15 protein-coding genes are annotated in these 21006 nt (G+C 44.4%); all 15 read right to left on the bottom strand.

Annotation, left to right across the window (positions count from 1 at the left end):
• Positions 1 to 35 precede the first annotated feature (35 nt).
• Positions 36 to 887, bottom strand: coding sequence for a VWA domain-containing protein (locus tag AAAT93_RS00490; RefSeq protein ID WP_227573062.1), 852 nt, complete (start codon positions 885 to 887; stop codon positions 36 to 38).
• 5 nt (positions 888 to 892) lie between these two features.
• Complete coding sequence (locus tag AAAT93_RS00485; RefSeq protein ID WP_227573061.1) at positions 893 to 1852, bottom strand: ATP-binding protein; 960 nt, start codon at positions 1850 to 1852, stop codon at positions 893 to 895.
• A 1-nt stretch (position 1853) separates the two neighbouring features.
• Positions 1854 to 5249, bottom strand: a complete 3396-nt coding sequence (locus AAAT93_RS00480; RefSeq protein ID WP_118544782.1) for a cobaltochelatase subunit CobN — start codon at positions 5247 to 5249, stop codon at positions 1854 to 1856.
• A 92-nt stretch (positions 5250 to 5341) separates the two neighbouring features.
• The gene (locus tag AAAT93_RS00475; protein WP_227573060.1) at positions 5342 to 6556 is read right to left on the bottom strand and encodes a DUF438 domain-containing protein; all 1215 of its coding nucleotides are present in this window, start codon (positions 6554 to 6556) and stop codon (positions 5342 to 5344) included.
• 212 nt (positions 6557 to 6768) lie between these two features.
• Positions 6769 to 8052 carry an aminotransferase class I/II-fold pyridoxal phosphate-dependent enzyme gene (locus AAAT93_RS00470; RefSeq protein WP_118734559.1) on the bottom strand — a complete coding sequence of 428 codons (1284 nt, stop codon included), beginning with the start codon at positions 8050 to 8052 and terminating at the stop codon, positions 6769 to 6771.
• 298 nt (positions 8053 to 8350) lie between these two features.
• Positions 8351 to 9178, bottom strand: a complete 828-nt coding sequence (locus tag AAAT93_RS00465; protein ID WP_182432366.1) for a MetQ/NlpA family ABC transporter substrate-binding protein — start codon at positions 9176 to 9178, stop codon at positions 8351 to 8353.
• A 118-nt stretch (positions 9179 to 9296) separates the two neighbouring features.
• Positions 9297 to 9956 carry a methionine ABC transporter permease gene (locus tag AAAT93_RS00460; RefSeq protein WP_118734337.1) on the bottom strand — a complete coding sequence of 220 codons (660 nt, stop codon included), beginning with the start codon at positions 9954 to 9956 and terminating at the stop codon, positions 9297 to 9299.
• A complete protein-coding gene (locus AAAT93_RS00455) occupies positions 9956 to 11002 on the bottom strand; it encodes a methionine ABC transporter ATP-binding protein (protein WP_227573059.1) in 1047 nt (348 codons plus the stop codon). Before AAAT93_RS00455 ends, AAAT93_RS00460 begins: the two co-directional genes overlap by 1 nt.
• A gap of 251 nt (positions 11003 to 11253) precedes the next feature.
• Positions 11254 to 12102 carry a radical SAM protein gene (locus tag AAAT93_RS00450; protein WP_195541446.1) on the bottom strand — a complete coding sequence of 283 codons (849 nt, stop codon included), beginning with the start codon at positions 12100 to 12102 and terminating at the stop codon, positions 11254 to 11256.
• A 105-nt stretch (positions 12103 to 12207) separates the two neighbouring features.
• Positions 12208 to 14484, bottom strand: coding sequence for a formate C-acetyltransferase (gene pflB / locus AAAT93_RS00445; RefSeq protein ID WP_227573058.1), 2277 nt, complete (start codon positions 14482 to 14484; stop codon positions 12208 to 12210).
• A 133-nt stretch (positions 14485 to 14617) separates the two neighbouring features.
• Complete coding sequence (locus tag AAAT93_RS00440; RefSeq protein WP_118544778.1) at positions 14618 to 14881, bottom strand: TIGR04076 family protein; 264 nt, start codon at positions 14879 to 14881, stop codon at positions 14618 to 14620.
• The gene (locus tag AAAT93_RS00435) at positions 14881 to 15705 is read right to left on the bottom strand and encodes a pyridoxamine kinase (protein ID WP_227573057.1); all 825 of its coding nucleotides are present in this window, start codon (positions 15703 to 15705) and stop codon (positions 14881 to 14883) included. The genes AAAT93_RS00440 and AAAT93_RS00435 overlap by 1 nt, the downstream gene beginning before the upstream one ends.
• 81 nt (positions 15706 to 15786) lie before the next feature.
• Positions 15787 to 16137 (bottom strand): LytTR family DNA-binding domain-containing protein, encoded by a 351-nt coding sequence (locus AAAT93_RS00430; RefSeq protein WP_147353759.1) that lies wholly within the window; start codon positions 16135 to 16137, stop codon positions 15787 to 15789.
• A 27-nt stretch (positions 16138 to 16164) separates the two neighbouring features.
• Positions 16165 to 16635, bottom strand: a complete 471-nt coding sequence (locus tag AAAT93_RS00425) for a hypothetical protein (RefSeq protein ID WP_227573056.1) — start codon at positions 16633 to 16635, stop codon at positions 16165 to 16167.
• A 273-nt stretch (positions 16636 to 16908) separates the two neighbouring features.
• The gene (locus AAAT93_RS00420; protein WP_227573055.1) at positions 16909 to 20913 is read right to left on the bottom strand and encodes a carbohydrate binding domain-containing protein; all 4005 of its coding nucleotides are present in this window, start codon (positions 20911 to 20913) and stop codon (positions 16909 to 16911) included.
• Between the last annotated feature and the right edge of the window lie 93 nt (positions 20914 to 21006).

Genomic DNA, 21006 nt, shown 5'->3' with positions numbered 1-21006 from the left:
CTTTTTCAACTTTCTTATCGTCTGGCTCCGTCCGGTTACTCTGCACATTTCACATATGCACCATCTGCAAGCTCTGCGATTCTCGCTCCGATTCCCATTCCGAATATACTGTTTTCGGTATCAATCACCAGAAGCGGCAACTCATTTTTCCTCAAATCCTCCGCTGCCTGATACACCAGCTTTACCGGATTCCCATGTTCTGCATCATAATTGGATTTGCCATCCGTAATCAGCACAGTGAGATGGATATCCTCTGGATATTTGCGGCGATCCGTCAACTGTACCTGTTCTGCCAAACGCAGCCCCATCGCAAGTGGTGTATTGCCCTTTGCTTTCAGCTCCCGCATGTTCTCTGCCGCGACATCCACGCTCTTTGTAAATGGCAGCTTCACCGTGGCATGCTTATCTCCAAATAAGATTAGTCCCACCCGGTCGCGGTCACAATAGGCTTTTTCAAGCATTGCCATCACTGCGCTTTTTGCAAATGCAAGGCGTTTGTTCGCACCCTGCGACCGGCTGGCATCCACAACAAAAAGTACGGTACTGTGCTTCTTGTTGCGATATCGTTTCATACGCAGATCTTCTGGCATGATCTGTCCCTGAAGTCCGTCTTTCTCCATGTGGCTTCCACGTTCCACACATGTCCGGATCGTCGCCGGGATATCAACATCCGAAAGGCCGCACATTTTCCTTTCTGCTTCGGATGGCACCACAGATCCACTGTGCTTTCCTTTTTTTATCTTTAATTGTGCCGCACGTTTCTGTGAAAACGGAAGCTCCAGAGATGCCATCATCTCATCTAGTACTTCTATAATCGAGCGTTCCCTTCCACTTTGCTCAACCGGGAGAAATATTTCCTCCTGCATATCCACATTTTTCTGCTTCACAGAGTCTAGTCTCCCTCCCCGGATGTCTCCGGTTCACGTTTTTCTCCTTTTCGGGACAATATCTGTTCCATCATCTCCGGATTCATCTGCCCGTTATCCAACGGATTTTTATGCATACGGTGCGGCAGTACATACTGTGCCGCACTGGAGATATCTTCCTTTTTGACCCGTTTTCTTCCTTCATACGCTGCGATTGTCTTTGCTGTTTTCACGATTCCGATATCTGCGCGGTGTCCGTCTGTACCATAGGCAATACAGATTTCCGCGGACAGGCGCAGAAGTTCCCGGCTCATTGTCACCTCTGGCAAAAGTGCTCTGGCTTTGTCGATCTTCGTGCGCAGATGTGCCTGACGTTCCTCGAATCTCTTACAAAATACCGATGCATCCTGTTCATAGGCAAGCCGGTTTTTGACAATCTGGATTCGCTTATCTACATCCTCCTCTGCTGTCACATCCACTACCATTACGAAACGGTCGAGCAGCTGAGGTCGAAGATTTCCCTCCTCTGGATTCATCGATCCGATCAATATGAACTTTGACGCATGCGTACAGGAGATTCCTTCCCGCTCCACTGTATTTCTGCCCGTTGCCGCTGCATCTAAGAGCAGATCCACGATATGATCATCAAGCAGATTTACCTCATCAACATACAGGATATTTCCGTCTGCTTCCTTCAGAAGTCCCGGCTCAAATTTCTTCTCTCCATCCTTCAATGCCGCCTCAATATTGATCGTTCCTGCAACACGATCCTCGGTTGCATTTGCAGGAATCTCCACGATTTTCAGCTTCCGCATTAGGTTCGGGATTGCACGGACGACAGTCGTCTTGGCAGTTCCCTTCTGTCCCCGGATTAGTACACCGCCGAGTGCCGGATTGATGAGATTCAACACGATTGCTTCCTTCATCTTCTCCTGACCGACAATCGCCGTGAACGGATATACATTGTCTATCTTTTTCCTTTGCATCTTACTCCTCTGCCTCTCCTTCTGCCTCGATATAAGCCTCCCGGATCGATTCTAACTCTTCCTCGGTTGCCTGATAATACCCTCGATGATTTGCTTCCATAAGGCGTTCCATCATCTTCATATACGCCCATTTGTTACTCTTTGTCATCTGCCTGCGCAGTTCTTCATCCGCCACATAACAACGCGTCATCTCCGAAAATGTCTGGCTGTCCACTGCATCCGTCGATGCCGCAAATCCCATCACATTTTCAAACCGCTTCTCTATCTGCTGCACGCCATGATAGGTATGCCGCATCATACCCTCGATCCATGCTGGATTCAACAGACGTGTCCGGATTCCCCGGTTCAACGCCTCATGGATATCCTGCACCTTGACATCTTCCCCGACGGTATCTGCGACAAGCATCACCGGCTTTTCGCCCTTCTGGTTTTCCACCGCCTTGGAAAGTCCACCATAAAACTCATAATAATGATCGAGATCGGTGAGTTCATATTCCACGTTGTTCCGTATCTGCGAGATGTAGTCTACATTTTCATATTGATGTTTCAGTACGCTGGCTGCTGCCTCGCCTCTGTGCCGGTACGAATACGCATACGAAAGATCCGCTGTAAAGCCTGTTCCAAGCTCCTCCGCTGCTTTCCAGCTTCCTTTTTTCACAACATCCGTAAGACGCGTCGCATATTCTCCCTCCTTCGGGCCGAAGATCCGGCAGGACGCCATCTCCCATGCCCGTGTCTCGTCCATTCCCTGCTCTTTCATCAATATCTGTGCCAATTTTCTTGTATTTGCCGCAAAATAATTTTCCTCGTCCGTCTCATCCAACGCAAGAATCTGTTGTAGCATTTCATTCAGGTTATCTACCAGATTCGGATACATATCCCGGAAGAATCCGCACATATGGATCACCACATCCATACGCGGTCTTCCAAGCTCCTCCCGCGGAATAATCTCCAGACGGTCATCAAAGCTCGCACGGTCCGTCCTTAGACGGAGTCCCAGATAATATAAGATCTGCCCGACTGTCTCGCCCTGACTTCTGGATGTCTCCAATCCCCAGAGAATCACGGCTGTCGTATCTGGATAGCTGCCTGTCTGCTTTTTATATTGTTCCACGGCAAGCTGTGCGGCCTTCGCGCCCCGCTCATACGCCGTCTTCGTCGGAACCAACCGCGGATCAAACTGCACAAGATTCCGCCCGGATGGAAGGATATCCGGATTTTTCACCACGTCTCCCGCAGTTCCAACAGGGACATATTCCCCATCTAAGGCATGTAAAAGTCCCTGTGCCTCCTCCGCATTCATCACATGCAAGCCATCCGTGATCAGACTATTTTCATATTCATACAAATATTCCTCAATCTGCTCAAGATCCCCTGTACATCCACATGTCTCTGCCAGATGGTCAATCTGGTTCATCAGATCATCGCAGCGTTCCGGTGCACTCTGCATACTCTCCCTATACTCAGCAATCGTCTCTTTTAATTCCTGCAATTCACCATATATTCCGCTTTTTTTCAAAGCAGGTGCCTGATAACTGATAATCGTAGCATGCGTTCTCCGCTTGGCTATCATCGCTTCCGAAGGATTCCCGATATAGTAATAATAAAAATGCGGAGCTGTCCCGATCAAACGGTCCGGCCAGCATTGTCCCATCATGCCATTGTCCTTACCCGGCAGGAATTCCAAAGTCCCGTGTGTACCGAAATGAATCACTGCATCCGCGCCAAATTCTTCCCCTATATAATGGTAAAATGCCTGATATGCCTTCGGTGGTTCCTGATTCCGGTCATGGTAGTTCTCGATGATATCCGCTTTACTGTCTCCGTCCTGCCGCAACGGCTGTAACCCAAGAAATACATTTCCACATCGAATCCCCTTCACTGGATAGTCCTCTCCATCCAGCCTGTATGTAATCGCAGCCTCGGCCTCGTCGCTCCACTGTGGCGCATTGCAGTTTCCATCCATAACGAACGCCTCCCGAAGCTGTTCAGCCGTCAGGGCTTCCACCTGATATCCCGCCTGTTTTAACTGCTTCAAAGCTTCTGCCGCTGATGCAAAGGTATCAAGAAATGCCGCGGATGCAACATTGCTTTCGCCCGGCGGGTAATTGTAGAACACGAACGCCAGCTTCTTATCCTGATTTGCCAGCTTCTGTAACCTCAGATATCCTTCCAGCCGTGCCACAAGTGTATCAATCCGTTCTGTGATCGGCTGCAATTCTGATACCGTCGCATCACCCATCACGCCAACCGGAAACGTGAGGATTCCCCCATCTAATTCCGGCAGCAACATACTGATCAGGAACTCGCCCGGATTGACCGCGGATGCTTCCTGCCATCTTTGCTCTGTGATTTTCGTCAGGCAGAATGGCTTGATATACGGCACCTGCAGTTCCTTCAGAATCTGCACTGCACCGTCTGCGTTTCCGCCCATCGGACCTGCCCCAAGCCGGAATGGCATCGTATTGATCACCGCGGATACCGGGTACTTCTTCTGGCAGAGATAACTCTTTAATTTCTCCTGATCACGATCCTCATTCTGTGAGAATGCAATCGGAAGTATGTTATATTTTTCTCTTAATTTTTCACAAATGATACGCACGATTGGCAGATAATCGTTCGGATATGCATGTCCGTAAAACAAAAATGCTATCGTATCCCTGCCTTTGTCATACGGATTTTTCTTCCAATATTTATCCAGTACGTCCTCGCAAACAAGCGAAAATGGATCTTTCAGATAGATTCCGTACCGCATCGTACAAGGCTTTTCCTTCGGCAGAAAGCTCCTGCCACAATATCTTCGTAAAATCAGATAGAAAAACGATTCAATATCCGTGTAGGTTGCCTGCTGCCAATAGTCCATCAGTAAAAACACCTGCTTCATATCCTTTGTCATGCCAAATGGAAGGACATTGCCAAGGATCATCGCCATTCTTCGTATCCGGCGCATCTTCTCTAACGCACTGGCTGTCGGTTTTTTGTTTTCCTTCGTATCCGCTTGCTTAGCTTCCTCCTCTGACACATCTCCTGTCTGCGGTTTCTTCTGGGAGGACTTCATCATTTTACCCATTGCTTCCATGGAAAATGTTCCGAGGCGCAGATATTCTCGCAATTCGTTACCAATCACAATCCGTTGTCCCCGGCAATTCTCCAGCCCACGTCTGACAATCTCCCGCAGCGCCTCTGAAACACCCATCAGGTCGATTACTGCAACATCCGCCTCGCGGACTGCATTCTCCAGAATCTCCGGATGCATCAGATATTTGTTTTCCATTCCTGCCACATAAAAGACTGCAAAATCAATTGCATCCTCCGGGTATTTTTTTGCATATTCTTTTTGAAATATCTGGATCTGTGAAAGTGCAGATACGGACACTGCAATGATTGTAATTTTCATCTGATTTCTCCTATTTTAAGTCGTACATTTATTTCTGGCATATACATCAGATTTTATCATTTACGTGCCGCATATACAAGCCATTTCTCCGCTTACCATATCTCCTCCTGGCGCTTTTCCGGCTGAAAATGTTCCTTTGCAAATCCCATATCCTGCACTAGCTCCAGTGTGCCGAGATACTTACCCTCTTTATCCCGTACCGCCATGTATCTGACAAGCATGCATTTTCCATTTTTGTCCATCCAGATTGGAACCTCGTCCAATGCCCCTGCACGGAACTCTCCAATAATTCTTCGCACGGTCGATTCAATCTTCGGTGGGTGACAGGAAAATACCTCCCGGTCGATTGCCATCCCCGGACGTTTAAAATCCTTCGGTCCCTCATTGAAGAATCGATTGATATTGTCCACATCCACAAATGTGATTTCCATCGGAATCGTATTCAGAAGTGCGATCAACTGCGCAATCGTCAGATGCCCGCCCGGCATACGGATTTCCGTCTCTGTGAGCGACGTCTCCTGCACATATTGGTTATCCTCTGCCTTCTGCCAGATCTCCGGCTCCACGCCGAAACAAACCGCATAATCCTTCTGGTCATGGTAGATGCCGATCCACTCTTTCTCCGTGAAATTCGCCGCACAGTTCGGAAACAAAATATTTGCCTCTTTGTAGACCATCTCCTGTGCCCGTGCTACCACCGTTGCGAACCGCTCCTGCCATTCAGGTTCCTTATCATTCATCTTCGCAAGAAATGAGATTTCATCCCGGATCTCATCATCAACCGTCCACATCACACTTGCCGGTCCGGATATCCCATACCGTACATTCAAAACCGGATACAGAAGATCTCCCTTCTTCGCATAGTGAATGGAGATGCCACGCAACGATTCCAACGTCTTCTTATTCGCACTGCCATCTTTGATTTTCTCCTCTGCCTGCTCTAACAGCATAGCAAGAGCACCATTCTCATTTGCAAACAGCCACAGCGGATGTCCTTTGGTCTGTGCCAGCTCCCGCGTCTTTGACTCCCGTTCCTCCCGTAACACCGACGCATGCACTGCCCTTTCTGCATTCGCAATCTGTTCCTCCCGTGTCTTTCCATGGAAAAGTGCGGCATGCACATCACACAGCTTCTGCACATCAGAAAGCGGTGTTCCCTCCGCAAACATCTCCTGTTCTGCCTTCATGATCTCCGCAGGATCAACATCCTTAAATACTTCCACAAAATCTTTTCTTACTGTTTCCAGCGGTTCTCCATTTCCAAGCCGCTTCAAATATCCCTTCAATGTCTCGATTCGATCCTTCATACGAATTCCTCCATTTATTCACGAATCAAAAATACGAGAATTGCTTCTGGCATTTCTGATATATCAAATGTCTGATTATTCTCGTATTTCGGATTCCGCATTCTGAAATTAGTATGTCAGTTATCAAATTATTTCATTCCAGCATTTTGCAAAAAATCCCGGTGCTTTCACACCGGGATTTGAATACTCTATCTATAATTGCCCTGGCAAGCTTATGCTTCCAGATACTTATCGATACTTGCAAGCTTCACGCAAAGCACGAAAATCTTCGATGCTGCTTCCATCTCTTCCACAGATGGGAACGATGGAGCAATACGGATATTGCTGTCTTTTGGATCTTTGCCATACGGATAGGTTGCACCGGCGCCTGTCAGTACCACACCTGCATCCTTACACATTGCAACGATCTTCTTTGCACAGCCCTCGAGTGCATCAAAGGAAATGAAATATCCACCGAGTGGCTTTACCCACGAACCAATCTCCAGCCCTGTAAGCTCCTGATCAAATGCATTTAAAACTGCCTCGAACTTCGGACGTAAGATATCCGCATGTTTCTCCATATGTGCCTTCAGTCCATCAATATTCTTGAAGAATCTTGTATGACGGAGCTGATTGATCTTATCGTGACCGATTGTCTGTACGGTTAACTGCTGCTTGATAAATTCTACATTTGTTGTAGAAGTTGCGATTGCAGAAACACCGGAACCAGGGAATGTGATCTTTGATGTCGAAGCAAACATATATGCCATATCCGGTTTCCCAGCCTTCGCACACTCCTCTAAGATATTCGGGATTTCTGCCTGCTGATCCTTATACAGATGATGGATGCAATATGCATTATCCCAGAAGATACGGAAGTCTTCGGCTGCCGGCTTTAATGTTGCAAATCTTCTTACCACCTCATCGGAATACACGATTCCGGTTGGGTTTGAATACTTTGGCACGCACCAGATACCCTTCACTGCGGCATCGTTATTTACGTATTTCTCAACCAGATCCATATCCGGTCCATCGGAATTCATCGGGATGTTGATCATCTCAATGCCGAAAAACTCTGTGATCTTAAAATGTCTGTCATATCCAGGTACCGGGCAGAGGAACTTGACCTTATCCAGCTTGCACCAAGGAGTCGAACCATTGACACCGTGTGTCATCGAACGGGAAACTGTATCGTACATAACGTTCAGACTGGAGTTACCATATACAATGATATTCTCCTTCTTGACTTCCATCATGTCTGCCATAAGCTGACGACACTCTCCGATACCATCCAGATCTCCATAGTTTCTTGTATCATTTCCAAGCAAGGTACGCATATCAGATTTGCTATTAATCTCATCTAACATCTGCATGGAAAGTGCCAGCTGGGAGAATCCAGGCTTTCCTCTTGCCATATTGAGGCTGAGGCCCTTTGCCTGCTCTTCCTTGTATTCCTCCATAAGAGCGGCTTTTAATGTCAATAACTCGTCTTTACTCATATCCTTGTATTTCTTCATTTCAGCTACCTTATACCTTTCACATTTATTTGCATCGTATAAATTATGCATTTAAACCGTTTGTTTTCTATTTTATAGACATTTCTCTAAAAAAACAAGAGTTAAATAGATAATTCTCTATATTTTTTCTCTATATTCAGGATATTTACTTTGGATTTTTATGTTTTTAGCAATTTTCATGTGTTCATATGCTCTTTTTACGCCCGCCAATGACAAAACGCTCTGCCACAGGAAATATATCCCATCGCAGAGCGTCTGTATGTGGTTTATATGTTGTTTTGATTTGTATTCTATCCGATTACTCTTCGTAAGGAAGAACTGCTCCATCGTAGGTATCGTTGATGTACTTCTTCACATCATCAGACTTCAATACATCTACCAATGCTTTGATCTTTGCGCTGTTCTCGTTGCCTTCCTTCACCGCGATTACATTTACATATGTCTTAGCAGCTTCAGAATCGCTCTTCTCGTAAGCAAGTGCATCCTTTCCTACAGAGAAACCGGCAGCAAGTGCATAGTTACCATTCAATACGACAAATGCTGTCTCATCGACAACTCTGGCTACCTGTGCAGCCTCAAGCTCAACAATCTTTACATTATGTGGATTCTCAGCGATGTCATTGACCGTTGCGTTGATACCTGCGCCATCCTTCAATGTGATGATGCCATTATCCTGCAGAAGAAGCAATGCTCTTGCCTCGTTGGTTGTATCGTTTGGTACTGCGATAGAATCGCCGTCTGCGATCTCATCCAAGCTCTTCTTTGTTCCCGGATAGATACCGAATGGCTCATAGTGGATCTTACCTGCAACTGCAAGGTGTGTGCCCTTCTCCTCATTGAAGCTTTCCAGATATGGTACATGCTGGAAGTAGTTGGCATCGAAGTCTCCGCTTTCTACCACTTCGTTTGGCTTTACATAGTCATCAAAGACAGTCACCTGCAGATCATAGCCCTGCTCCTTAAGCTTATCCTTTGCATACTCCAGAATCTCAGCGTGTGGTGTTGCAGATGCTGCAACTGTGATTGTCTTATCGTCCTCGCCGCTCTTTCCGCAGCCTGCGAGTGCTCCTACCAAAAATGCACCTGTCAGTGTCAGTGCGAGTAATTTCTTAATTGATTTCTTCATAATTCATGTCCTCTCTTTCCTGTTTTTATAATCATTGAAAACTTTTATCCAATGATCCATTACTTTATATATAAGCAGGTTCCGGTGTGCACATTCCGATACCCGCATATATTGCACATTATTTTCTGCGGTCCAGACGGTTTGCAACGAACATGCCAACCGACTGGAATACCTGTACGATCACGATCAGTAACGCCACCGTAACAAGCATGATGTCTGTCTGATACCGGTAATATCCGTAACGGACTGCGATATCTCCAAGTCCGCCACCGCCGACTGCACCTGCCATTGCGGAATATCCAAGGATGGTTCCGATTGCAATCGTTGCGCCTGTGATCAGGGAAGTTCTTGCCTCAACAAGCAATACCTTGAAGATGATTCTGCTGTTGCTTGCGCCCATTGCCTTTGCTGCTTCGATGACTCCGTAATCGACTTCCTTCAACGAAGACTCAACCATTCTTGCGATAAATGGAATCGCCGCCGCTGTCAGTGGGACGATCGTTGCAGTCGAACCATAACTTTTTCCAAGCAACAATCTTGTAAATGGAATCAGCAGGATCAACAAGATCAAAAACGGTATGCTTCGCACGATGTTCGCGATTACATCCAGAATCTTATATATCACCTTATTTGGCTTCAATCCCTCTTTATCTGTGATACAGAGGAGAATTCCCATCGGCAGTCCAAATAAATATCCAAATACAGTTGAAACAACTGTCATGTATAACGTCTCAAGAATACCTGTTCCAATCATGGAACGAACCTGTTCTGTCCACATTAGAACGCACCTCCTGTCTTTGTCTCCGACAACTCTTCTAGCTCAAGTCCCCGGTCGATCAGATACTGTTCCATTGCTTTCACATTCGTGGAACCATTCGGAATCTCTAATATCATCTCTCCCTTTGCCACGCCGCCAACATTCTTGGTTGCTGCCTTCAGGATGTTGATCGGCTCCTTAAATGTCAGGATCATATTTGCAATGACCGGTTCAAATGCGGAGTTCTCTGTAAATACGATTCGTATCTTCGTTCCGTCCTGAATCTGGTTTGCTGTCTGCTGATCGTCACCGGTGGTATCTCCACCATCATCCTTTCTGAGCAGATCCCGTGCCACCTCTGACTTTGGATGATTGAAGATCTCCACGGTACTTCCATTCTCGACCACCTGTCCATCCTTCATAATTGCTACCCGGTTACAGATCTCCCGGACAACTGCCATCTGGTGTGTGATCACGACGATTGTGATACCAAACCGTTTATTGATATCCTTCAACAAAGCGAGAATCGAAGAAGTTGTCTGTGGGTCTAACGCACTCGTTGCCTCATCACACAGAAGAATCTGCGGATCGGAAGCTAAAGCTCTTGCGATTGCCACACGCTGTTTCTGTCCGCCGGATAACTGGGATGGATACGCTTTCGCACGATCCTTCAGACCTACGATATCCAGAAGCTCATAAGCTTTCTTCTTTGCCTCAGCCTTCGACTTCCCCTGAATAAACAATGGGAAGCATACATTCTCCAATACGGACTTCTGCATCAGCAGATTGAAATGCTGGAAGATCATGCCGATATGTTCCCGCTGCTTGCGAAGCTCTTTCTCGGAAAGCTTGCTCAGATCCTTATCCTGCACGATCACCGTTCCCTCAGTCGGAACTTCGATATGGTTGATGCATCGTACGAGTGTACTCTTTCCTGCACCGGACATACCGATGATACCATATATGTCTCCGGCTTCGATGTCGAGCGTCACATGCTTCAACGCGTCAATCTCGCCGTCTTTTGTCTGAAATTTTTTGGATACATCTTGTATCTGGATAATTGCCATAGACGTACTTCCTTTCCCTCGCAGGTTTTATACCCTACTTTTCCTATCTGATATTTTATTTATTTCCCTTTCATGGTTTCAGATTATAACGTGCTTCTTCTGTTATGTCAATACAGACAGTCATACATAAAAATGATTGTTTGTTATAATCTATTCCTATACCAAAAAGACTACGCAATACTCATATTCCTGAATATTACGCAGTCTCATTTGTTTTCTTATATTGTTTTTGCAACTCTTATGTTCAACGCTTACTTTGCGTCCAGAATCTCTCTTGCAATTTTTTGCTGTTCGTCGGTTGGAGGATCGATTCCTTCCAGCTTATAAGGGATTCCAAGGCGCTCCCACTCCTGAATTCCAAGCTTATGGTATGGCAATACCTCCACCCGGTCAACCGTCTTCAAAGTCTTGATAAACTCAGCCGTCTTCTTCAGATCTGCTTCGTCGGTTGTTATGCCCGGCACAAGGACATGTCGAATCCACATATGCTTTCCCTGATCGGAGAGATACTGCGCCAGGTCTAATATATTCTTATTCGAGAACCCTGTCAGCTCCCGGTGTTTGTCGTCCTCAATCTGCTTGATATCAAGCAGGAACAAATCAGTGAGTGCCATCAGTTCATTGAACTTCGAGAAGAAAGGCTCCTCTCTTGTAAATGGATTGCCCGCTGTATCAATCGTTGTGTGAATCCCCTGTGCTTTTGCAAGCTTGAAGAATTCAATCAAAAAGTCCATCTGCAGAAGCGCTTCGCCTCCGCTGACGGTTATTCCTCCATCACCCTTCCAATAAGGCTTATAACGAAGTGCCTGCTTGAGCAGATCTTCCGGAGTTCTCGCTTCAACCTTGACGCCTTTATCTAGTAGCAGTTTTGTGTTCTCTTCAATTTTCTTTTCGAGTTCTTCTCGTTCTTTATCATCCGTTGTGTCTGCATAGAGCTTTGTGTAATCGGTTACCAGATTCCACGTCTCCGGGTTATGACAGTACTTACAACGCATCTTACAGCCCTGCAAAAATACTACAAATCGGATACCTGGTCCATCTACGGCTCCAAAGCTTTCTGTTGAATGAATATAACCTAAAATCTGTTTCTTCTCCGGCATGTTCCACCTCTAACAATTTTATTTTTATAAAAAGTCCCGGAGATAGTATCTCCGGGACTCCAGTGAATTACTTATCTATCAAAAACATTTTTGACAAACTTCTAATTAAAGTGAGTCATGGAATGTTCTGTTGATAACATCGAGCTGCTGCTCACGTGTAAGAGAGATAAACTTAACAGCGTATCCAGATACACGGATTGTGAAGTTAGCGTACTCTGGCTTATCTGGGTTCTCCATAGCATCCAGAAGCTTATCCTTACCGAATACGTTTACGTTCAAGTGGTGAGCGCCCTGATCGAAGTAACCATCCATAGCGCTTACAAGCTTCTCAGCTCTCTCAGCCTCATCATGACCAAGTGCAGATGGGTTCATTGTCTGAGTATTTGAGATACCATCCAAAGACCACTCATAAGGAATCTTAGCAACTGAGTTCAGAGATGCAAGAAGTCCTGATGTCTCAGCACCGTAGCTTGGGTTAGCACCTGGAGCAAATGGTGTCCAAGCACGTCTACCATCTGGAAGGTTACCTGTGAACTTACCATATACTACGTTAGATGTGATTGTAAGGATAGATGTTGTAGGCTCTGAATTACGGTATGTGTGTCTCTTCTTGATGTCTGTAAGGAACTCATGAAGCAGCCATACACCGATATTATCTGCTCTGTCATCATCATTACCATACTTAGGGAACTCGCCTTCAATCTCGAAGTCTTCTGCAAGTCCTGTCTCTGCGTTACGGATAACCTTAACCTTAGCATACTTGATAGCTGAAAGGGAATCGATAACGTGTGAGAATCCGGCAATACCTGTAGCAAATGTACGACGTACATCTGTATCGATCAATGCCATCTCTGCTGATTCATAGTAGTACTTGTCATGCATGTACTGAATCAGGTTCAAGATATTTACATAAAGTCCTGCTAACCAGTCAAGCATCTGCTTGTACTTAGCAAGTACTTCATCATAGTCAAGGTACTCAGAAGTAATAGGAGAGTAGTCAGGACCTACCTGCATTGGCTTACCTGTCTTCTTGTCAAGGAACTTCTCATCCTTACCACCGTTGATAGCGTACAGGAGACACTTAGCAAGGTTTGCACGAGCTCCGAAGAACTGCATTTCCTTACCTGTCTGTGTAGCAGATACACAACAGCAGATTGAGTAATCATCACCCCAGATTGGCTTCATTACATCATCGTTCTCGTACTGGATTGAGCTTGTTCTTACAGAGATCTTAGCAGCATATGTCTTGAAGTTGTTAGGCAATGCTGAAGAGTAAAGTACTGTAAGGTTTGGCTCTGGAGCAGGTCCCATATCCTCAAGAGTATGAAGGAATCTGTAGTCGTTCTTTGTAACCATTGAACGTCCGTCCATACCAATACCACCGACTTCAAGTGTAGCCCATACAGGGTCACCTGAGAACAGCTCGTTGTATGACTTAATTCTTGCGAACTTAACCATACGAAGCTTCATTGTGAAGTGATCGATAAGCTCCTGAGCCTGAGCCTCTGTAAGCTTACCAGCCTTAATATCTCTCTCGATATAGATATCAAGGAATGTAGATACACGTCCTACTGACATAGCAGCACCATTCTGTGTCTTGATAGCTGCAAGGTATCCGAAGTATAACCACTGAACAGCTTCCTTCGCATTTGAAGCTGGCTTAGAAATATCATAGCCGTATGACTGAGCCATAACCTTCATCTCCTGAAGACGTCTGATCTGCTCTGTCAACTCTTCTCTCTGACGGATAACGTCATCGTACATATTACCATCGCCGCAGTTAGCCTTATCTTCCTGCTTCCAAGCGATCAGCTGATCAATACCGTAAAGAGCGACTCTTCTGTAATCACCAACGATACGACCACGACCATAAGTATCTGGCAAACCTGTTACGATATGTGTATGACGAGCTGCCATCATCTCTGGTGTATAAGCATCAAATACTGCCTGATTGTGTGTCTTGTGATAATCTGTAAAGATCTTGTGGAAGTTCTCGTTTGGCTTGTATCCGTACATCTCGAGTGCTTCCTCAGCCATCTTGATACCACCATAAGGCATAAATGCTCTCTTAAGTGGCTCGTCTGTCTGAAGACCTACGATCTGCTCAAGATCCTTTGTCTCTGGATCAATGTAACCAGGACCATATGCTGTAATGCTGGATACAACATCTGCGTCCTCCTTCAATACACCACCGTTGTCTCTCTCTGCCTTCTGAAGAGCCTGAAGCTTATCCCAGAGCTTGTTCGTAGCATCTGTTGGTCCTGCAAGGAAGCTCTCGTCTCCATCATAAGGTGTGTAGTTGTTCTGGATGAAGTCTCTTACGTTGCACTCTTCCTTCCAGAGTCTACCTGTGAATGATTCCCATTCCTGGTTCTGTAACATAATAGTTTCTCCTTTCAAATTATTTATATTATGTTTTATATTAGATGTAATATAAACTCTGACTGTATTATACAAAATGTTTCAAATAAAATCAATAATCCCTATCATTTTTATTGTTTTTCTTTTCGTACATTCAGCCGTCTATCCGCTCAATTTTAAAGACATTCAGCGTATCGACATCCGGGCATGCGAAAACAGCGGTGCCCTTCTCCTGTCCCGGTATCTCGCCGCCATAGCGCAGGATATCCACATATGGAAATGCGACATGCATCGCCATCGGGCAGAGCTTTCCACGCTCCGTATCAAAATCATAAGAATCACCGATCTTATGTCCTCTGTGACAGCCCTTTTCGCCCTTCTGGTCGATCAGTGTAATCCGGATCTTCGGTCTTGCCATCAGTCAAGCACCTCCATACAGGTTTCCAGCGGAATTCCCTTATATTTATCCACGTTATCTGCATTTTTGCCGATCATGCTCTTCACGGCATCCATCGCCTCTGCGGTTGCCGTCTGCAGATCCTTGCCACTCATAAGCTTTCCGATAAATACGGCGGAGAAAATATCTCCCGTTCCCGGGAAATGTACCGGAATTTCTTCGAAATCAACCTTAAAATATTCTTCCTTCTTGTGGTCATATCCGACAACCGATCTGCAATCTGTGCCCGCGATCTTCGCACTTGTGATCACAATCGATTTCGCACCGAATGCACGAAGCTTGTCGATCATCGTATGATATGCTTCCTCGGTCACACCATCTTCCTTATATGGAAGCTCGGTCAGATATGCCGCCTCAGTATAGTTCGGTACGATATAGTCCGCAGCCGAAATCAGCTCACGCATCAAATCAATCGTCTCCTCTGTGATTCCGTTATAGAGCTTTCCCTCATCTCCCATAATCGGATCTGTGAAGATCGTCACGCCTTTTTCCGCCCGTGCCTTACAGAACTCGGTCACAAGCTGGGTCTGCTCCTTCGACACGATAAATCCGGTCGAGATTGCATCAAATTCAAAGCCCAGCTGTTCCCAGACAGCGATTGCATTTTTCATGTAATCGGTTGTATCCAGGATGTCGAACTTACCGTAATCAAGTGTGTTCGACACGATTGCCGTCGGCAGGTTAAATACCTCGTATTTCATATGGGAAAGCACCGGAATCATCGCGGATAACGCAACCTTTCCATAGCCAGCCATGTCGTTGATCAAAAGTAATTTCTTGCTCATTTTGTGTCTCCTTTTTCTAACCTTTATGCCAATTCGCATTTCATCATAGCATATTTTCTGTCAGAAAAAAACACAAAAAAATTAACTGATTTTCTTCCATTTCATGGATGAAAGCAATGGTTTGTAGTACATGCGGCTTGCAATAACCGCCTCTCCGTTATCCATCATAATCTTCCCACGGCTGCCTGAAATCGAAGCAATACTTGATATCCTATCTGTATTTACAAGCATGGATTTGGATGCCCGGGTAAAATCATACGAATTCACCTTCTCTTCAATCTGGTAAAGGCGATTCTTTATCTCATAAATTTCCTGTTCCGTATAGGCAAACACTTTCTCTCCTACCGCCTCAAAATACAGGATTTCATCTGTTGAAATCCGATATAATTCTCTATGTTCTCCATATCCTGTGATTTTGTTTGCATCGCCCATTTTCTTTCACCGTCTTTATCCTTTCTTCTATCCGTGGAAATCTCCCGTCTTCCAATTCACTGCCACATATGGCACGATTTTCCCGTCGATTTTCACATAGACCTGATAGACATCATTTCCGATATATTCGTAATGATCCGGCACCACACCATACTCCTCATACAGCGTCTTCTCGAACTCTTCCTTCCACGAATCATCGGATGGTTCGCCTTCCTGTAACTGGGATTCCGTCGTCTTAGCTTCTGTCGCAGCGGGTTCCGTCTTCCCTGTATTCGAACCTTCTGACTGTAATGTGCTGTCTGGGGTATTGCTCTCCGTAACAGATTCGGTCGTAGTTTCATTTTCGGTGGTTGTCGTAACTTCCGTTGCTGCTTCCGTTGTAGTCACCGTCTCGCTGCTCACCCGGATGATATCGGTCGTATTATTATCACTCACATTGCTGCATCCCGCCAAAGCCACTACCATTGCCGTACATAAAATCCATGCTTTCTTTCTCATAGTTCTTTCCTTCTTTCGGTTGTATTATAACGATTGATATAAAAAGAAAATAGGCTTTTTTTCTATCTAAATGTGTCAATTCTTCAGATATTTTCCGATTTTCTTTTTATAACCTGCATCATACATCCGGCATGCATCATTTCTGCATCAATACTGTTACAATTTTATTTCTTTTCATAACCAGGTTCCATCCAGAAACGTGCGCCGCAAGACGCACTAAAAAATGACGTTATCCAAAGTAATGGATAACGCCATTTTGACTATCGATAGTTTCTATTTTGAGAGAAATGTTTTTGTTGTATTTGTAACAGCTCCCTTGTAATTATCCGAAGGTGCCTGTTCTCCTTTTTTCACAAGCACAACCTGAATTCCTTCGATTCTTTTATGCTGACCAGTTGTGCCAGCCATCTCTCCATTTTTGGCCCACTTCATCCAGCCGTACGTCTGTGAATGCACACGATAATAAATATCATAATGCTCTGCCATCTCACCATAAAGCTCAATCTGAATTGCCTCTAATCTCTTTGCATTTCCTGTTGTCCCGCAAAACTCACCATCTTTCTTCCATGTTGCAGATTTATTTGGATCGGCCTGCCATCCGATTGTCTGCACATGTGCATTGTAACAGATACCGCCTGTATAATCCTTGTTTTTAAGTTCAAGTTTCAAAGACTCTAATCGCTTTGCTTTACCTGTTGTTCCGGAAATATCTCCGTCATTTTTCCAGTTCTGCCATCCATATGTCTGAAGATGTGAACGATACTGAACATGTGCCCGATCTGAGCCTTCAACTGTTGCAGCTGTTGCAGCTGCACTTGCCATATAAGCTTTCTTTTCTGATGCTGTTACACCTTCGAACTTGTCTGGTACGCTTTCACCCTTCTTAACAACTACTACCTGGATTGCTTCAAGTCTCTTCGCGAGTCCTGCTGTACCGGCAGCCTCACCATTTTTTGCCCAATTCATCCAGCCATAGCCCTGTGCATGAACGCGGTAATATACATCGTATTTATCCCTGTCTGCACCTGTCAACTGAATCTTGATTGCCTCGAGTCTCTTCGCTTCACCTGTTGTTCCGCTGATTTCACCATTTGATGACCAGTTTAACCAACCATATCCTTGGCAGTGTGTTGTATACTGAATACCAAGATCTTCATTTCCCTCTACAGAAATTTTAATCGCTTCTAATCTCTTTGCCTTTCCTGTTGTTCCTGCCACTGCTCCATTCTTCGCTGCACTTTTATTCCATCCATAACTCTGTATATGTGTAGAATAAGATACTGTTACAGGCTTCACAATTGGGTTTTGTGGTGTCGGATTCTCCGGTGTCGGATTCTCTGGTGTCGGATTCTCCGGTGTCGGATTCTCCGGTGTCGGATTCTCTGCCTCAACCAAAGAAATATTGTCAATTACAATTCTGTGCTGATCAGTAATCTGACCACCTACATTTCCCAAACAGATGCTGAGGAATGCCTGTGCGTCTGTCTCTTCTGTCATTATAAATTCTTCAGTAAACTTCTGATATTCACTTGTAAGTGTTACAATTCCATCATTTGCATCTTGATCATCGCTGTGCTCAGAGTATACCGGCCATCCAAGAGCCGCTCCACCCTGCATTACAACTCTGATTTTTCTATCAATGGTTGACTTAGCCTCATATGATAATTTATACTTCTTTCCTTTTTCCAGCAATACATTGTTCTGTTTAATCTGTATTCTCCAGTCATCCGCACCTGTATCATCTACAGTCACATCCAATGCATTATTTTCTTTTAAACTGTCAACAACAACAGTTGCTTTTGCTGCGCTGTCTACATATACTTCATATCCTGAAAGACTATCATTGAATGATCCGTTCTTAATCTTTGCATCTTCTACCATTTTTACATTATCGAGAGAGATTGCACCTTCGATTTTCAATGAAACTGTCTTGTCTGTAAACTTTGCTGTTGCAGGAATCTTTACAACATAATCTTTCTTTTCATTTCCTGCTTCAACATTTACTTTATATGTGTTTCCGCCAACAGTTGCAACGACAGTTGCTCCATTTTGCGCATACGCATCAAAGCTCAATGCATATGCTGTTCCTTCCTTAAATGCAAGATCTGACTGACTGATTGTTACACTTTTTCCTTCTGTGACCAATCTTCTTCCATCTGAAAGACCTGTTACCTTAATATCTGCACCTTCTGGTGTTATATCCCAATATCCAAGATGGTTTATACCTTCCTGGAAAGATCCATTATAGATACAGCTTCCATTTGCAAGAATTGTCTTTTCTTCCTTTGCATTCGGATCTGGATCCGCAGTCTTCTTAACAACTACGTTCTGAAGAACGATATCGCCTGAACCTGCATTACCCATATTAAACTCTAAACGTCCATTCACATCGGAATCTGCCTTCATTACGAACTGTGTGCTGAAGTGCTTCATCTCCGTTGTAAGCTCTGGAACCAGGGTTTTCATATATGACTGGTATCCACGGTTTGGAGCCTTAACATCTACATTCATCTTACGATTCTCAGATGCTTTTGCATCAAAACTTACTTCATAAGTTGCACCCTTTTCAAAAGGAACATTTGCCTGTACTAACTGTACACTGTAATCAACAGTACCTGCATTTTCTGTCTTGATAACCATAGAGTTATCTTTGATTTCTGCTGTTGCAGCACCATCCAAAGCAGTTATGAATTTCCAATTTGTACCATCTGTCAAATCCTCTGCCTCTGCAAATGTGCTGTTCTTAATATAGTTTCCGCTTTCGTCTGGCTCGTTTGTAGGCTCAAACTTAACTTCTGGACGTGTTACATTCTCATCATAAGAATCTTTCTGATAGACTCTTACATAATCAACAACAAACGGATTGTTCTTAAAATTTGTTGTCTCGTTTGGATTTCCTACCCATGAACCACCAACTGCGAGGTTCAAAATAATGTAAAAAGGTTGATCGAAAGGTGCTGGATATGTAAGTGTTCCCTGTCCTTCTGTTGTGGAATGCCAGTTGCTTTCCTCATGATACTTTATTCCATCTACATACCATGTAATCTTGCCTGGTTCCCAATCACATGTAAATGTGTGGAAATCATCGGAGAACGACTTCTCACCATCTTTGATTGTATAGGTTCCCTGACTTTCTGCATGTGGATTTCCGTAATGTATGGTTCCGTACAACTTATTTGTATCCTGCCCCATAACTTCCATACAATCAATCTCACCGCATCTTGGCCACTGACCATATACATTCTCATCGTTAGCCATTAACCAGAATGCCGGAAGGTATCCCTGTCCATTTGGAACCTTTGCCCTTACTTCAAACCTACCATAGGTAAATGTCTTTAAGTTCTGTGTAGAGATACGACCAGATGTATAAGATTTCTTGACCTTTGTTCCAGCAGTTGCATTGTCACCAAATGCATTTGCCGGAAGCATGTTTGCAGTTGTTTCCACCAAACTAATATCGGAAATTGTTACTACAGATGCATCTGGAATCGATGTATCTCCAGTCTTACGCCCTAAAGAGAAATATAAAGTTGCTGTATCATATCCCTCTTCTGCGTATACGTCGATAGATACTGATTCTTCTTTTTCCGCTTGCAATGATTGTGTTTTTGCTCCATATGAGATATAATTATTTTCTTCATCACCCTGCACACCCGTTTCAATTGTACGAGCAACATCCGATTTTACTTTGTAGCTTAATGTGTAATGCTTTTTTGCTGCCAACTTAACAGTTTGTTTAAGTTGTACATGCCATAAGTCATTACCAGGATTGGTAATCGTATAAGTAATAGCCCCATCAGCAACAGAGCTCTGCGCAGATGCGTCAAAACCATTACTTCCCCAGTTTGCAATTGTTTCAGTCCAATCGTCCATACCGGAACTGAAATCAGCGTTTGACAACAAATTCTGTCCATCAGTTGTAGATGTTGTCTCAACTTTTTCAACAGGAATGATATTCAGATAACCATCTTGTACCTTGATGTTTTCATCAGAATCTACATACTCCTGAAGCTCCCCGTTTACCCAGCCTTTCTCATGCTTTTCGACATTCCAAACCTTACGATCCAATTGATCGCCGTTAAAATCATCCTCAAATACCAGTTTGTACCCTTCATTGTCTTTGTCTGCTTCATCACTCAGACTTTCGTTTTCTTCTACAAGATCACTTTGTTCTGCCTGTACCTGAGTCGGTTCTTCCGCTGATACCCGAATTGGAGTCATCGTAAGAGCTACACTCATTGCCAGTGCAAGAGGAATTGCTTTTCTCAGCTTTCTCATAAAAAAATCTCCCTTCATTTTTTGATATGTTAATCATACTCAAAAGCAAAGGAAGATTATGTTTAAATAATGTCATAAGTGTTATATTCATGA

Origin of the sequence: Coprococcus hominis (ex Arizal et al. 2022), from assembly GCF_040094675.1 — a bacterium.
GTDB classification, from domain to species: Bacteria; Bacillota; Clostridia; order Lachnospirales; family Lachnospiraceae; genus Coprococcus_C; species Coprococcus_C hominis.
This window is presented reverse-complemented; position numbering and strand designations above follow the sequence as displayed.

What these genes read in the sequence shown, in the direction of transcription:
- pflB (WP_227573058.1), bottom strand. Translation starts at nt 14,484, where the DNA reads ATGTTACAGAACCAGGAATGGGAATCATTCACAGGTAGACTCTGGAAG.
- AAAT93_RS00465 (WP_182432366.1), bottom strand. Translation starts at nt 9,178, where the DNA reads ATGAAGAAATCAATTAAGAAATTACTCGCACTGACACTGACAGGTGCA.
- AAAT93_RS00425 (WP_227573056.1), bottom strand. Translation starts at nt 16,635, where the DNA reads ATGAGAAAGAAAGCATGGATTTTATGTACGGCAATGGTAGTGGCTTTG.
- AAAT93_RS00470 (WP_118734559.1), bottom strand. Translation starts at nt 8,052, where the DNA reads ATGAAGAAATACAAGGATATGAGTAAAGACGAGTTATTGACATTAAAA.
- AAAT93_RS00475 (WP_227573060.1), bottom strand. Translation starts at nt 6,556, where the DNA reads ATGAAGGATCGAATCGAGACATTGAAGGGATATTTGAAGCGGCTTGGA.
- AAAT93_RS00460 (WP_118734337.1), bottom strand. Translation starts at nt 9,956, where the DNA reads ATGTGGACAGAACAGGTTCGTTCCATGATTGGAACAGGTATTCTTGAG.
- AAAT93_RS00480 (WP_118544782.1), bottom strand. Translation starts at nt 5,249, where the DNA reads ATGAAAATTACAATCATTGCAGTGTCCGTATCTGCACTTTCACAGATC.
- AAAT93_RS00455 (WP_227573059.1), bottom strand. Translation starts at nt 11,002, where the DNA reads ATGGCAATTATCCAGATACAAGATGTATCCAAAAAATTTCAGACAAAA.
- AAAT93_RS00485 (WP_227573061.1), bottom strand. Translation starts at nt 1,852, where the DNA reads ATGCAAAGGAAAAAGATAGACAATGTATATCCGTTCACGGCGATTGTC.
- AAAT93_RS00450 (WP_195541446.1), bottom strand. Translation starts at nt 12,102, where the DNA reads ATGCCGGAGAAGAAACAGATTTTAGGTTATATTCATTCAACAGAAAGC.
- AAAT93_RS00420 (WP_227573055.1), bottom strand. Translation starts at nt 20,913, where the DNA reads ATGAGAAAGCTGAGAAAAGCAATTCCTCTTGCACTGGCAATGAGTGTA.
- AAAT93_RS00430 (WP_147353759.1), bottom strand. Translation starts at nt 16,137, where the DNA reads ATGGGCGATGCAAACAAAATCACAGGATATGGAGAACATAGAGAATTA.
- AAAT93_RS00435 (WP_227573057.1), bottom strand. Translation starts at nt 15,705, where the DNA reads ATGAGCAAGAAATTACTTTTGATCAACGACATGGCTGGCTATGGAAAG.
- AAAT93_RS00440 (WP_118544778.1), bottom strand. Translation starts at nt 14,881, where the DNA reads ATGGCAAGACCGAAGATCCGGATTACACTGATCGACCAGAAGGGCGAA.